Raw genomic sequence first — 13,779 nt, forward strand, 5'->3', positions numbered from 1 at the left:
GACATCCGCCCGGGCTCGTCGCCGGGGACGGGAAATGGGCTGCCGGCTCAGCGCGATCAGCGCAGCCGGTAGCCCATTCCCCTGACCGTTTCGATACGCGAGGCGCCGAACTTGGCCCGGAGATAGCCGACGTAGACGTCGACAACGTTCGAACCGGGATCGAAGTCGTAGCCCCAGACCCGGCTGAGCAGCTGCTCCCGACTGAGCACCTGGTCGGGGTTGCGCAGGAATTCCTCGGCCAGAGCGAATTCCCTGGCCGACAGGTCCACCTGGTGATCACCGACGATCGCCCGGCGGCTGCGCAGGTCGAGCTGGAGCCCAGGGACGCCCAGGACGGGTTCGAGGACTCTGGCGGCATCTGCCAGACGCAGGCGCACGCGGGCGAGCAGCTCATCGAACCGGAACGGCTTGGCCATGTAGTCGTTGGCACCGCCCTGAAGGCTGGCCAGGGTGTCTTCTGCAGAGTCCCGCGCCGTCAGCACGATCACCGGTAGCGCAGAGTCCTCCGCGCGCAGTCTGCGGAGTACTTCGTAACCGTCGATGCCCGGAAGGCCGATGTCGAGCACCATCAGGTCGAATCCGCCGGTGAGGGCGAAGTCGAGTGCGTCAGGTCCGGTGCGCACGACCGACGTCGCGTACCCGGCCGCCGAGAGGCCCTTGTCGACGAAGGTCGCGATCCGCGCTTCGTCCTCTGCGATCAGGATGCGGCTCATGGGGTGACCTCCGTGGTCTCTGGCGCTTCGACGCTTCGGGGCGGGAGCGGGATATCGAGCGTGAAGGTCGCGCCCTGTCCCTGCTGCGACGTCACCAGGACCGAACCGCCGTGGGCGTCGGCGATCGCCGCGACGATCGCGAGGCCGAGTCCGGAACCGGTCTCTCCCCGTCCGACCGCTCCACGCGTGAATCGTTCAAAAATGTGTTCCTGCGCCTCGATGCTGATCCCTGGACCGTCGTCCCTGACCCAGAGCCGCAGCCGGGACGAGCCGTCCGCCGCCCGGTCGACCGCGCTGCCGATGTCGACCGTTCCTCCGGGCGAACCGTGACTGACAGCGTTTGCCGCGAGCTGGAGCAGGGCCTGGGTGAGCTTGTCGGCGTCGACGGTAGCCGTGACAGCGGCACTCCGGCTCGACACCCAGTGGTGGTCGGAGAGCGCGGCTGCCTTGGCGCGCACGAGTTCGGTGAGGGCCGCGATGTCGGCAGGCGCCAGGTTCAGGCTCACCGGCCTGTGCACTTCTGCGAGCGCGGAGATGTCCCTGACCAGGCCGTTCATCCGGTCGAGCTCGTCGATCGCCAGTGCCCTCGTCGCCGCAACGTCGGCGGGGTCGGATTCGTTCATGAGTTCCAGGTGCCCGCGCACGATGGTGATCGGCGTCTTGAGCTCGTGGCCGATGTCGTCGAGCAGGCGACGCTGGCTGGTGATCGAGTGATTGAGCCTGTCGAGCATGCCATTGACGGTTTCGGTCAGGAGTGAGACATCGTCCCGGCCATAGGCCGGAATGCGCTCACTCATGTCGGACGCGGTGATCCGCGCGGCCGCCTCACGCAGGGCACGGATGGGACGCAGCAGACGTCCGGATACCAGCCAGCCGACGAGGCCGAGCAGGACCAGGGTCAGCGCGGCCACTCCCAGGTAGGTGCGGAAGGCATCCGTGACGGGCCGCAGCTCGGCGTCGAGATCGAAGGCGGCGCTGAACACCCCGGCGGCGGGGTCCGTGCCGACGGTGACGGGTGCCGCGACGTAACGCACAGCCCGTCCGTTCCCGACCGCGGTGCCGAGCACGACCGCTCCGCCCGACGTCTCGGCCGTGATCCGCGTGACGAACCCGGCGTCGTCTTCGAGGCGGAAGGCGACGTCCCCAGCGGGGGCGAAGGCCGCAGCACCGTCGATGACGGCGAGTGTGGACTCATTCGTTCCCGGCCGCACTCGCTGCACGACGGCACCGAGCACGCCGGCCACCGTGGTCAGCCCGGAGTCCCCTGCGATGAAACGGGCGTCCTCGACCGTCACCTTCAGTGAGGCGTCAAGAGCATCCAGGGTTCGTTCGCGCTGCACCAGATACGCGGTCGTCCCCGCGGTGGCCATGCCGAACGCTGTGACGACCAGGATGGCGGCCAGGATGCGCACCCGGACCGACAGCAGGGGTCGCCATCGACCACGGGGAACGAGCTCCTCAACGGGCATTCCCCCATTATCGACTGCCGCAACCATCGAGCGGGCATCCCCGCGCGATCAGTCCGCAATCAGTCCGCAGCTGATCCGCACTCAGCCGGCGGCGCGGCGGTACCCGAGCGCCCTGCCGACCCCGTGGGCCGCGACGCGCACGGCCTGTTCCTGCTCGGGGCTCGACCGGGGCGTTGTACGGGTGACGATAGACACGGCCGCAACCACCTGGCCGGTGCGGTCCCGGATCGGCGCCGCGATCGAACTCGAACCGGCCGTCATCTCCTCGGACATGCGGGCGATGCCCTGGGCGCGGATGCCGGCCAGGCGCCGCCGCAATTCCTCGGGGTCGGTCACCGTCTGTGGCAGGAACCGCGGCAACGGCCCGGCCAGGTAGGCCTGGATCACCTCGTTCGGAGCGAAGGCCAGCAGCACGAGTCCGACCCCGGTCGCGTGCAGCGGCAGGCGGCCGCCCACCCGGGAGATCACCCGCACGGCCTGGTGCCCGGACAGCTTCTCGAGGTAGAGGGCGTCGCTCCCATCGAGGACGGCGAGGTGCACGTGCTCATGGGTCGACTCGTACAGGTCTTCCAGATAGGGCAGGGCGATCGTGCGCAGGTTCCGCGCCGTCGGGGTCTGCACCCCGACCTCCCAGAGCCGCATCCCGAGCGCGTAGCGTCCGTCTTCCTGGCGGGCAAGGCCTCCCCAGCTCGTCCATTCGCCGACGAGGCGATGCACCGTCGTCAGCGGGATCCCGGTGCGCTGCGCGATCGCGGTGAGGGTGAGCGAACTCGCCGGCGGCGCGGTGAACGCGTCGAGAATGGCGAAGAGCCGGGCGGCCACGCCGCGGTCATCGACCGGGAACGCCGCAGCGTCCTCGGTTCCCCTCGACTGTGCGGGCTTCCCTGACATCAGCACCACGCTACTCGCCCGCGCACCGGCGGGCAGCATATTGTGGGGCCATGGCGAATTCCCGCTCCGGCGACTCCCTGCTGTCCCGGCTCGTGACGATTCTCGACGCCTTCGATTCCCATCGCTCGTCCATGACGATCTCCGCGTTATCGCGCCGGGTGGGCATCCCACTCGCCACGACCCACCGGCTCGTCGTGCAGCTCCTCGACGAACGGCTCCTCGAGCGCGACGCGGACGGAGGAGTTCGCCTCGGCATCCGGTTGTGGGAGCTGGCCTCGCGGGGCTCGCGCACCACCGACCTGCGCGAGATCGCGCTTCCCTTCATGGAGGACGTGCACGCCGTCGTGCAGCAGCACACGACCCTGAGCCTGCTCGACAGCGAGAACGTGCTCTACATCGAGCGGCTCACGACCCGCGGTTCGGCGGTGAACATCACCCAGATCGCCGGCCGGCTGCCGATCCACGCGTGCTCGTCCGGGCTCGTGCTCCTGGCATACTCCCCGCCGGAGTTCCAGGACGACGTGCTCGGCAGGGAACTCGTGCGCTACACGGAACACACCGTCACCGAACCCGCAGCCCTGCGCCGGCTACTGGCCGGGATCAGGCAGCTCGGCCACGCTTCCGTGCCCGGGATCATCGTGCCGAACACGACCGGGATCGCCGTTCCGGTGTTCGAACGCGGCGATCGGGTGATCGCCGCGCTGAACGTGATCGTCCCCTTCGGCGAGGAGGACCTCCGGGCGACCGTGCCCGCCCTGAAGACCGCGGCGCACGGCATCTCCCGCGCCCTCGGCTCCGACCGGCCGCGCGGCGGCACAAGCCGGATGCCGCGGGCCGTCTGACCGGGACGCCCCGATTCCCCGGCGAATATTCCTCCCATTGAATGGGAGGGGCACGATGAGCGACCCCGACCGTTGGCAGTCTTCAGAAACGCAAATTCTTGTGTCAACGACGACGGGAGTGGGATTCGATGCGAATTCTCCAGGGCAAGCCGCAGGACCGATTCGATGTCGTGGTGGTGGGGTCCGGCGCCGCGGCGCTCACGGCCGCCGCGACGGCGGCCAACGAAGGCAAGAGCGTGCTGGTGGTCGAGAAGTCGGCCCTGCTCGGCGGGACCTCGGCGGTATCGGGCGGGATGCTCTGGGTCGCCGCCAACCATCTCGCCCGCGGCGCGGGCATCGCGGATTCGCCGGAAGACGCCGCACGGTACGTGCGAGCGGTCTCCAGGGGCCGGGGCAGGGACGAGCTCTTCGATGCCGCGATCGACAGCGGCGATGACATGCTGCGCTACGTCGAACGCGAGCTCGGCGTGGCCTTCCTGCTGCTTGATAACTTCCCGGACTACCGGATGGATCTCGACGGCGCCCTCGACGGCGGACGCACCGTCGAACCCGAACTCTTCGACGCCGCTGCCGCGCTCGGCCCCGTGCGGGCACACGTGCGCACCGACGGCCGGGCGCCCTTCACGATGCAGGAATACGAAGCCTGGGGAGCCTTCACCCACTTCCCCTGGCCAGAACTCGCGGCACGGGAAGCGGCGGGCCTCGTCGCCAAGGGGCAGGCGCTCGTCAGCATGCTGCTCGCCTCCTGCCTCGGGAACGACGTGACCCTCTCCGTCGACGCCCGCGCCGAACGCCTCGTCGTCGAGAACGGGCGCGTCACGGGCGTCGTCGTGGACGGACGCACGTTCCACGCGAATGACGGCGTCGTGCTCGCCTGCGGCGGCTTCGAGTGGGACAAGGAACTCGCCGACGGGCTGCTCCAGACCCGTCTGCACGTCGTCTGCTCTCCCCCGTCGAACACCGGAGACGGCCTCCGGATGGCCCAGCGCATCGGTGCACGGACCGGTGGGACCAGGGAAGCCTGGTGGGCGCCGATGTCGGTCATCCCCGGCGATCTCCGCGACGGGGAACAGGTCGGCACCCTGCTCCGCTTCGAACGCCAGGGTCCCGGTTCGATCATGGTCAACCAACACGGGCGCCGTTTCGCGAACGAATCCCAGGATTACAACGACCTCGCGCGTGCCCTGCACTCGTGGGACCCCGCGGCCAATGCCCCGCTGAACACGCCGGCCCACGTCGTCTTCGACCACGCCTTCCTCGAGCGCTACGGCGTCCTGAGCCACCGCGCCGGCCGGCCGACGCCGGCGTGGCTGCTCGAAGGCGCCACCCTGGCCGACCTCGCCGCGCGCATCGGCGTCGACCCGGCCGCCCTCACGGAGACGGTCGGCCGCTTCAACCACTACGCCGAGCTCGGTGAGGACCCAGACTTCGGCAGGGGCCGGAGCCGCTACGACACCTACTGGGGCGATGCGGGGAACGTCTTCCCCAACCCGAGCCTCGGCCCGCTCACCACCGGGCCGTTCTACGCGCTCCCGGTCGTCAACGGCGCCTTCGGCACGAGCGGAGGCGTGTCGACGGATGGCGTCGGTCGCGTCGTCGACGTCGACGGCGCCGTCATCGGTGGACTGTTCGCCGCCGGGAACACCACCGAGAGCGCGTACGGGGCCGGTTACCCCGGCGCAGGCGCGACCCTCGGGCCGCTGATGACGATGGGCTACCTGATCGGCCGCACCCTCGCAGGCAGCCCGATCGGCTACCCCGACCTGGCCGACGCTGCGGCGACGGCGGTCGTCCGATGATCCGCCACGTGGTGCTGTTCCGGTTCGAAGACAGCTTCACCCCCGCGATCGAACACGACTGGCGTGCCGGGCTCGACGGTCTCGTCGGTCACGTACCGGGGCTCCGGTCGCTGAGCGTCGGCCGCGACCTCTCCGGACAGGCCAGGTCCTGGGACTGCACGATCGTCGCGGACTTCGACACGGCCGCCGACGTGGCCGGGTACGCAGGGCATCCACTGCACACCCCGCTGATCGCCCTCTCCAGCCCGCACACCCGGCAGATCGCATCCGTCGATTTCGACGTTCCGGAACCGGCCACGACGCACGCGGAGCAGAGGAAGGGGCGGGTGCACGGCAAGATCGCCATCGTCACGGGAGGGAGCGGCGACCTCGGCAGCGCCTGCGTGCGGCTCCTCGCCCGCGAGGGCGCCGTGGTCGTCAGCCTCGACGTCACCCCGCCGGCCGAACCGTGGCACGAGCCGGGAATCACCTCCCTCGAACTCGACATCACCGACCCGGAACAGGTGGAACGCGCCGTGGCCCGGGTACTCGAGACGGTCGGCGTTCCCGACATCCTCGTGAACGCCGCCGGTATCATCGGGCGCGCGGCGCCCTCGCACGAGTCGACCCTCGCCGAGTTCGACCGGATCTTCAACGTGAACGTCAAGGGCACCTGGCTCATGACGAAGTACGTGGTCCCGGCCATGATCGCCGCGTCGCGCGGCAGCATCGTCAACTTCTCGTCGATCCACGGCATCACCGGCGGCAGGAGCGTGCCGCTGTACCACGCCACGAAAGGCGCGGTCCGGCTGCTCACCAAGTCCGACGCCGCGACCTACGGTGAGCACGGCATCCGGGTGAATTCGATCCACCCCGGCTCGATGAACACGAGGATGAGCCGCACGGCCGCCGACATGAGCGCTGTCGGGCCAGAGGCGTACTACCGCCAGCTGGTCGAGGGCAATCCGCTCCGCCGGCAGGGGGAACCCGACGAGATCGCCTACGGCGTGCTCTACCTCGCGAGCGACGAATCCCGCTTCAGCACCGGTTCCGAACTGGTCATCGACGGCGGATACACCGCCGTCTGACCCAGGGCAGACCACCCGCACCACCCGAACCACCCGCCCCAACCCCACCAGGCACCTTGTCAAAGGAGACAGCATGTCCAGCACGGTTCCAGCGTCGACCATCCCCCAGCGGATGCCTCGAAAGGCCGCGGCAGCGGCATTCGTCGGCAGCGCCCTCGAGTACTACGACTTCTTCATCTACGGCGCCGCGGCCGCCCTCGTCTTCAACCACATCTTCTTCTCCGCCGCCGACCCGGCGATCGCGACCATCGCCTCCCTGGCGACATTCGGCGTCGGCTATGTCGCCCGGCCGTTCGGCGGGCTGATCCTCGGCCACTTCGGCGACCGGATCGGCCGCAAGCGGGTGCTGATCCTCACCCTCGTGATCATGGGGGTCGCGAGCCTCGCGATCGGCTTCCTGCCCACCTACGACCAGATCGGGGCCTTCGCCCCGGCCCTCCTCGTGCTGTGCCGCCTCGCGCAGGGGTTCTCGGCCGGCGGGGAAGCGGCAGGGGCGAGCACCCTCGCCATCGAGCACGCCCCCGAACATCGCAGGGCGTTCTTCTCCGGTTTCACGATGACCGGGTATGCGGCCGGTATGGTGCTCGCCACCATCGTCTTCATTCCCGTCGCGGCCCTACCGGAGGACCAGCTGTATGCCTGGGGCTGGCGGGTGCCGTTCCTGTTGAGCGCGGTCGTGCTCGTCGTCGCATACATCGTGCGGTCCCGTCTCGACGAGACGCCGGTGTTCGCCGAGACGAAGTCCGTCGCCGCCGTCGAGAGGTTCCCGGCCGCGCAGGTGTTCCGGCACCAGTGGCGCGACGTCGTGCGCGTGCTCGTCTGCTCTCTGTTCGCTGTGACGCAGACCGTGTTCACCGTCTTCGGCCTCGCCTATGCGACGAGCCCCGCCGTGGGCATCGATCGCGGCACGATGCTGTGGGTCGCGACCGTGTCCATCGCGGGTTCCCTCGTCACCATCCCGCTGTTCTCGGCTCTGTCGGACCGCATCGGGCGCCGGCCGGTCTGGATCATCGGCACCCTCGGTTCCGCGGCGACCATCTTCCTCTACTTCTGGGCGATCTCGACCGGTTCGATCCCGCTCATCTTCCTCGGCGGCTTCCTGAACATGACGCTGTTCTATTCGATGGTCAACGGGCTCTGGCCGTCGTTCTTCACGGAGATGTTCGCCGCGCCGGTGCGCTACTCCGGCTTTGCGATCGGCACCCAGCTCGGATTCCTGCTCGCCGGCTTCGCTCCGAGCATCTGTTATGCCCTGCTCGGGAGCGGGATCGACGGCTGGGTTCCCGTCGCCGTCTTCACCGCAGCCACCATGGTGCTCTCGGCGATCGCCGCCGTCACCGCGCGGGAGACCTTCCGGGTGCCGACCGCCCTGCTCGGGGCCGACGCGCTGCGCGTCGAGGCACCGGAGCGACGTCGATCGACGGTCGGCGCTGGCTAGTGTCGGCGGGGTGACGTACACTCCCAATATCGAACGTTTGTTCGATCATTACGGAGGAGCCACCGAATGCCCCAGATCATCGACATCCGCGTCGACGTCGAGCTTTCGGCCGACGGCGACCCCCGCGCCTTCACCTGGGACCGCTTCGAGCACACCATCATCGGGCAACCGCAGGCGGTGTTCACGCGCACCCGCTGGTGGGAGAACGACGGGGTGCCCACCCGCATCGACACCGAGCTGTGGCGGGTCGACGCGGCCCGCGGGGGCGAGGAACAACACCGGTACGACCTGCGACGCGACGTCGACGGGTCGTGGGTGCTCGCCCTCGACTGGGGATGAACGAGCCGGGCACGGGCCGGTCGGGCACTGCCGGGCCGGGCACCGGCTTCCCGCACCTGCACGTCGCGAGCGCATACTCGACCCACTACGGGGTGACGCTTCCCGAAGCGCTTGCCGGCCAGGCGAGGGCCCAGGGCGCCTCCTTCCTTGCACTCACCGACCGTGACGGGCTCTATGGGGCCGTCAAGCACCTTCGGGCGTGTGGGGCGGAGGGCATCCGCGCCGGCCTCGGGGCCGACCTCGCGGTGCACGACGACGACCGGCTGCCGCTCGGCCGCGTCGTCGTTCTCGCGCACGGAGGCACCAGCGGCCGTGGGTATGCTGCCCTGTGCCGCGCCGTGTCCGCCGCCCACCAGGCCATGTCGACCGGAACAGGGCGCGAGCCGAGCATCGGCCGGTCAGAGCTTGCCGAACTGGCCGGGCTCCGGGCGCTGACCGTTCTGCTCGGGCCGGTCTCAGACGTCGGTGAGGCGATCGGCCGCCGCGCGACGAAGGAAGCCGGCGCCCGGCTCACGGCCTGGCAGGGATCGATGCCCACCGGGTCGGTGTGCCTCGAAGTCGTCTGCCATCTCGCCGAGCCCGGCAGCCGCGGCAGCGTCACTCCCGCGACCCGCATGCTCGCCCTCGCCGAGCAGAACGGCCTGCCCGCCGTGCTCACGAATGCGGTGCGCTACGGCGAGCCGGAGGACGCGGTGACCGCAGACCTTGCCGACGCCGCCCGCACCCTGACCCCGCTCGCCGAGCTCGAGCAGCCGCAGACGAACGGACAGGCCTGGCTCAAACCGGCAGGCGCGATGCGGCAGGTGGCCCGCATGGTCGTCGATGCCGGCCTGCACGACGACGGCGCGCTCACCCGGCTGCTGCGCGATACGGACATGCTCGCCGACCGCTGCACCCTCGACCCGCAGGCCGACATCGGCCTCGGTACCCCGCGGATGCCGGAGGCACGCGTGATCGGGGTCACCGGCGACCCGCTCGCCGAACTCTGGAAACGCGGACGATCCGGCGTCGACGAACGCTACGCGGCATCCGGTCGGACGGCGGTCGAAACGGCGCACGCCCGCCTCGAGTACGAGATGGCGACGGTCGAGCATCTCGGCTTCGCGAGCTATTTCCTCACGGTCGCCCGCGTCGCCGACCTCGTCAGGGGCATGGGCGTTCGTATCCAGGCCCGTGGCTCCGGCGTCGGCTCGGTGCTCAACTACGCCCTGCACACCTCATCGGTCGAGCCGATCGCGAACGGCCTGCTCTGGGAACGGTTCCTCTCCCCCGAACGCCAGACCCTGCCCGACATCGACCTGGACGTGGAGTCAGCGCGCCGCCACGATATCTACCGCGCCATTTTCCAGACCTTCGGTGCCGACCGGGTCTCGCTGATGTCGATGACCAACGCCTACCGCGGCCGCGGCGCCGTCAGGGACGCCGGGCTGGCCCTCGGCATGGATGCCGGGCAGGTGTCGGCGATCGCGAAGCAGATGTGGCGGTTCAACGCCCGCGACTTCCGCCGTGCCCTCGAGGAGAAGCCCGAGCTCGAACCGCTCGCCGCCGAAGTGCGCGCCTCGCAGCAGCTCGATCAGCTGGTCGACCTCACCGCACGGCTCGACCGGCTGCCGCGGCACATCTCGGTGCACCCGTGCGGCGTGATCCTCTCCGACGCGAGCCTGCTCGACCGCACCCCGGTGCAGGCGTCGGGAATGGGACTGCCGATGTCGCAGTTCGACAAGCACGACATGGACCCGATGGGCCTGATCAAGCTCGACATCCTGGGCGTTCGGATGCAGTCTGCGATGGCGCATGCCGTCGAGGAGCACCGACGCCTCACCGGCGAGAGCATCGACCTCGACCGGATCCCGCTCGACGACGAGCCGACCTTCGAGCTCATCCGCTCGACGCGCACCCTCGGCATCTTCCAGCTCGAGTCGCCAGGCCAGATGGAGCTCGTCGGCAAGCTGCAGCCCGAGGTCTTCAACGACCTCACCGTGGAGATCTCCCTGTTCCGACCCGGCCCGATGCAGAACAACATGCCCCTGCTCTACCTGCAGGCGCGGCACGGCGAGGTCGTGCCGGACTACATCCACCCGCGTTTCGAACCGATCCTGCGGGAGACCCGCGGCGTCGTCATCTTCCACGAACAGGTGATGCGGCTCTTCGACGAACTCACCGGCTGCGGCCTGGGCAAGGCGGATGTCTTCCGCAGGCACCTGGGGAAACCCGAGCAGCTGCCCCTCATCGAGGCGTACGTCCGTGAGCAGGCCCTGGGCCGCGGATTCCCCCCGGCGGTGATCGACCGGATCTGGACCGTGCTCGCCGGATTCGGCAGCTTCGGCTTCGCCAAGGCGCACGGCGCCGCGTTCGCCCTGCCCACCTACCAGTCCGCGTGGCTGAAGACCCATCACCCTGCGGTTTTCCTTGCCGGTCTCCTCACCCACGACCCGGGAATGTGGCCGAAGGACCTGCTCGTGGCCGAAGCCCGGGCGCTCGGGGTGCCCGTGCTTCCGCTCGACGTGCAGCACAGCGTGCTCGACTACCGGGTCGAGGATCTTCCTCCTGGCCACGCCGGGCCTGTCCAGGTCGAACCGGTGACTGCCGGGTCTCCCGGGCCTGCCGGGCCGCGCAGAGGCATCCGCCTGGCGCTGCCAGAGCTTTCGGGCAGCACCGCCGCCGAGAGGGCCCGGATCGTGCGGCACCAGCCGTTCTCCTCGCTCCAGGACTTCCGGGACCGGGTGCGGCCACGGCGGTCGAGCTTCGAGGCGCTCGCACGGGTCGGCGCCCTCGACAGCTTCATCGGCTATGACCGTGAGCGCCGGCATGAGCTGCTCGCGCACATCCAGTCGCTCCGCGGCACGGCCGTCGCCGTGCACGACGACCAACTCGCCTTCGACGTCGACCTGCCGGTCCCCCGGTACACCGGCGACCGGTTCACCGCCGTCACCTCCCTCGAGCTGCGCGGCCGAACCCAGACCGAACTCGAGCTGCGCGACCTGAGCCTCGCCGTGTCCGGGCACCAGCTCGCCCGTTTCTATCCGCTCTTCGCCGAACTCGGCGTCACCCCGGCGTCGGCCCTCGCCGACCTGCCCGGCGGCACCGAGGTGCTCCTCGCCGGCGTGCGGCGGGCGACGAACACCCCGCCGATGCGCGGCGGGCGACGCGTCGTGTTCGTGAGCCTCGACGACGGCACCGGGCCGGTCGCGAACGTGGTGTTCTTCCACGACGCCCAGGAACGCATCGGCGCCCCGGTCTTCCAGACCAGGCACCTGCTCGTCCGCGGCCGCACCAGGCGCTCGGGTGCGAAAGGGGTGTCGGTGACGGGCGACTCGCTCTGGGACCTCGCGGATGCCGCCCGGCTGGTCAAACAACGGCACAGCGCCGAGCGCGCGGCCAAGAACGCTGCGGGCGACGAGGCCCGGGCCGAGGCCCTGGCGGCCGAGCTCGCCGCGGTCGCGCCCACAAACGTGCGCCACCTCTGGTCCGCGCGCTCCGCCTGATCCGACACGCGAACCCGGCCCACGAACCCGGCCCACGGAACGGCCGCGACCCGTCCGGGCAGGCGAATGCCCGGTGCCGCAGGCGCGGCACCGGGCATCCGATGGATCCTTGTACCGGCCGTCCGGCGGTAGATCCGGACGGCCGTTCGACTATCCGGCGGCTACTGGGCCACCTGGCTGGTCGTTTCCACGTTCAGCCACGGGCCGGCGGGAACGGCGGACCGGTCCACGAAACGCCAGTTGACGTGGTCGTTGTCCCCGTCGAGGTCGGTGAAGCCGAGGCATCCGTTGAGGGCGGGCGACACGTCGGTGCCTGCGCCCTGGCTCGGGTCGCCGCTGAACTGCTTGTTCACCGGACGGGCGTCGTTGCTTCCGAACACGTAGGCAGCGTCGTGGTACAGCGAGCCGCTCGAGGGGCCCGCGTCCTCAACCTGTCCGTAGCACGTCTGGCCATTGGGACCGGTGAGCTGGACCCAGTGGTTCTTCATGTACGAGTAGTTCGAGTCACCATGGTGAGCGCTGTACGGGGCCACGTTCGCCCACGGTACGACGGTGTCGCGGTTGGCGAACGCCGTCGCGTCGTTGACGTCGTCGTAAGGAAGATCCAGGTAGAACGGGTTCTCGAGCGGCTTGGGCTGGCTGGTCGGGAAGTAGCCGTTGGCAGCGGTGCGCTTCTCTGTCGTGCACGTGAAGGTCGCAGCGGTCGCGCCGCTGGACGGGCCATCGCACCCGCCGACGGGCGAGCCGCCGCAGCCGGTGTCCGTTGAGGACCCGAGCTGAACGCCGGTGTGGTGAAGCGCCCACTTGCTGTCATAGGTGCTGCAGACCTGGCTGCCGTCGCTGAGGTTCGCGTTGAAGATCTCGCCGACCCAGAAGGTCGTCGACACGATATTGGTGTGCAGCGGGGACGTTCCGATGGCGATGGGGGGCGTCGTCGGAGTAGGCGTCGGCGTCGGCGTAGGAGTAGGAGTAGGCGTCGGCGTCGGCGTAGGCGTGGGCGTAGGAGTCGGAGTCGGAGTCGGGGTGGGCTTCGGCGTCGGCGTAGGCGTAGGAGTCGGAGTCGGAGTCGGAGTCGGAGTCGGGGTGGGCTTCGGCGTCGGCGCAGGCGTCGGAGTCGGAGTCGGAGTCGGGGTGGGCTTCGGCGTCGGCGCGGGCGTGGGCTTCGGCGCAGGCGTCGGAGCCGGCGTGGGCTTCGGCGTCGGCGCAGGCGTCGGCGTCGGCGCAGGCGTCGGAGTCGGAGTCGGAGTCGGAGTTCCGTTGTGGTGGTTCTTACGGTGTGACCACACCCCGGTCACGGCGAGCCAGCCTGACGGTGCGCTCACGGACGATGAACCGGACGACGAGCGGGACGACGAAGACGAGGAGTCGCCGGAGGCGAACGCACAGGAGGCCGTTGTGCCGACGGCGATGCACAGGGCCGCCGTTGCGGCCAGGACACCGCCTGCGAGTTTGCGACGCGCGGTTGTACTACGCGGCGAGGACTTCTCGGCGCGACGAAAGAGCTGTTGCATAGAGTTTTTTGCCTTTCAAATGACCGGAACGCGCCGATCACAAATCCATCCACAGAACCTACGACACGCATTTTCGATGGGTTGACTGTAACCCATTCGAAGTACACGGCTCCGGAAAATACCCCCAGTTTTACGGCTGCGCTAGGGGCTTGACAAACAAAAAAACTGAGAGATCGCCGTAATCACGGGGAACTCACGACACATTCATAGCTGAGAAACTCTCAG

11 protein-coding genes are annotated in these 13,779 nt (G+C 69.4%); 7 read left to right on the forward strand and 4 right to left on the reverse strand.

What is annotated here, in order from left to right; all coding sequences use genetic code 11:
* Positions 1–56 precede the first annotated feature (56 nt).
* The 3 genes from E3O46_RS05835 to E3O46_RS05845 form a co-directional block, all read right to left on the reverse strand.
* The gene (locus tag E3O46_RS05835) at positions 57–713 is read right to left on the reverse strand and encodes a response regulator transcription factor (protein ID WP_134560034.1); all 657 of its coding nucleotides are present in this window, start codon (positions 711–713) and stop codon (positions 57–59) included.
* Positions 710–2,182 (reverse strand): sensor histidine kinase, encoded by a 1,473-nt coding sequence (locus tag E3O46_RS05840; protein ID WP_166791024.1) that lies wholly within the window; start codon positions 2,180–2,182, stop codon positions 710–712. Before E3O46_RS05840 ends, E3O46_RS05835 begins: the two co-directional genes overlap by 4 nt.
* An 81-nt stretch (positions 2,183–2,263) precedes the next feature.
* Positions 2,264–3,073, reverse strand: a complete 810-nt coding sequence (locus tag E3O46_RS05845; RefSeq protein WP_134448877.1) for an IclR family transcriptional regulator — start codon at positions 3,071–3,073, stop codon at positions 2,264–2,266.
* A gap of 50 nt (positions 3,074–3,123) precedes the next feature.
* Here E3O46_RS05845 and E3O46_RS05850 point away from each other — a divergent pair, with 50 nt between their 5' ends.
* The 6 genes from E3O46_RS05850 to E3O46_RS05875 all read left to right on the forward strand — a co-directional run bounded on the left by E3O46_RS05850 (position 3,124) and on the right by E3O46_RS05875 (position 12,043).
* Positions 3,124–3,915 (forward strand): IclR family transcriptional regulator, encoded by a 792-nt coding sequence (locus tag E3O46_RS05850; RefSeq protein WP_134560028.1) that lies wholly within the window; start codon positions 3,124–3,126, stop codon positions 3,913–3,915.
* 128 nt (positions 3,916–4,043) lie between these two features.
* Complete coding sequence (locus E3O46_RS05855; protein ID WP_134561290.1) at positions 4,044–5,714, forward strand: FAD-dependent oxidoreductase; 1,671 nt, start codon at positions 4,044–4,046, stop codon at positions 5,712–5,714.
* Complete coding sequence (locus E3O46_RS05860; protein WP_134560024.1) at positions 5,711–6,781, forward strand: SDR family oxidoreductase; 1,071 nt, start codon at positions 5,711–5,713, stop codon at positions 6,779–6,781. The genes E3O46_RS05855 and E3O46_RS05860 overlap by 4 nt, the downstream gene beginning before the upstream one ends.
* A 73-nt stretch (positions 6,782–6,854) precedes the next feature.
* Complete coding sequence (locus E3O46_RS05865) at positions 6,855–8,219, forward strand: MFS transporter (RefSeq protein WP_134448873.1); 1,365 nt, start codon at positions 6,855–6,857, stop codon at positions 8,217–8,219.
* Between the two features lie 66 nt (positions 8,220–8,285).
* Complete coding sequence (locus tag E3O46_RS05870) at positions 8,286–8,558, forward strand: hypothetical protein (RefSeq protein ID WP_134448872.1); 273 nt, start codon at positions 8,286–8,288, stop codon at positions 8,556–8,558.
* Positions 8,555–12,043, forward strand: coding sequence for a DNA polymerase III subunit alpha (locus E3O46_RS05875; protein ID WP_134561291.1), 3,489 nt, complete (start codon positions 8,555–8,557; stop codon positions 12,041–12,043). The genes E3O46_RS05870 and E3O46_RS05875 overlap by 4 nt, the downstream gene beginning before the upstream one ends.
* Before the next feature lie 161 nt (positions 12,044–12,204).
* Here the strand turns inward: E3O46_RS05875 and E3O46_RS18195 are convergent, their stop codons facing one another.
* On the reverse strand, positions 12,205–12,930 hold the full coding sequence (locus tag E3O46_RS18195) for a hypothetical protein (protein ID WP_166787356.1): 726 nt from the start codon (positions 12,928–12,930) through the stop codon (positions 12,205–12,207).
* 28 nt (positions 12,931–12,958) lie between these two features.
* On the opposite strand from E3O46_RS18195, the gene E3O46_RS18200 reads away from it, so the two are divergent.
* Positions 12,959–13,639 carry a hypothetical protein gene (locus E3O46_RS18200; RefSeq protein WP_166791019.1) on the forward strand — a complete coding sequence of 227 codons (681 nt, stop codon included), beginning with the start codon at positions 12,959–12,961 and terminating at the stop codon, positions 13,637–13,639.
* Positions 13,640–13,779: the final 140 nt, after the last annotated feature.

The organism is Cryobacterium glucosi (assembly GCF_004402235.1).
In the GTDB taxonomy this organism is placed as follows: Bacteria; Actinomycetota; Actinomycetes; order Actinomycetales; family Microbacteriaceae; genus Cryobacterium; species Cryobacterium glucosi.

Bases quoted from the DNA above. Each gene is read 5' to 3' on its own strand.
- E3O46_RS05870 (WP_134448872.1), top strand. From the start codon at position 8,286: ATGCCCCAGATCATCGACATCCGCGTCGACGTCGAGCTTTCGGCCGAC.
- E3O46_RS05840 (WP_166791024.1), bottom strand. From the start codon at position 2,182: ATGCCCGTTGAGGAGCTCGTTCCCCGTGGTCGATGGCGACCCCTGCTG.
- E3O46_RS05835 (WP_134560034.1), bottom strand. From the start codon at position 713: ATGAGCCGCATCCTGATCGCAGAGGACGAAGCGCGGATCGCGACCTTC.
- E3O46_RS05855 (WP_134561290.1), top strand. From the start codon at position 4,044: ATGCGAATTCTCCAGGGCAAGCCGCAGGACCGATTCGATGTCGTGGTG.
- E3O46_RS05875 (WP_134561291.1), top strand. From the start codon at position 8,555: ATGAACGAGCCGGGCACGGGCCGGTCGGGCACTGCCGGGCCGGGCACC.
- E3O46_RS18200 (WP_166791019.1), top strand. From the start codon at position 12,959: ATGGCGATGGGGGGCGTCGTCGGAGTAGGCGTCGGCGTCGGCGTAGGA.
- E3O46_RS05845 (WP_134448877.1), bottom strand. From the start codon at position 3,073: ATGTCAGGGAAGCCCGCACAGTCGAGGGGAACCGAGGACGCTGCGGCG.
- E3O46_RS05865 (WP_134448873.1), top strand. From the start codon at position 6,855: ATGTCCAGCACGGTTCCAGCGTCGACCATCCCCCAGCGGATGCCTCGA.
- E3O46_RS05860 (WP_134560024.1), top strand. From the start codon at position 5,711: ATGATCCGCCACGTGGTGCTGTTCCGGTTCGAAGACAGCTTCACCCCC.
- E3O46_RS05850 (WP_134560028.1), top strand. From the start codon at position 3,124: ATGGCGAATTCCCGCTCCGGCGACTCCCTGCTGTCCCGGCTCGTGACG.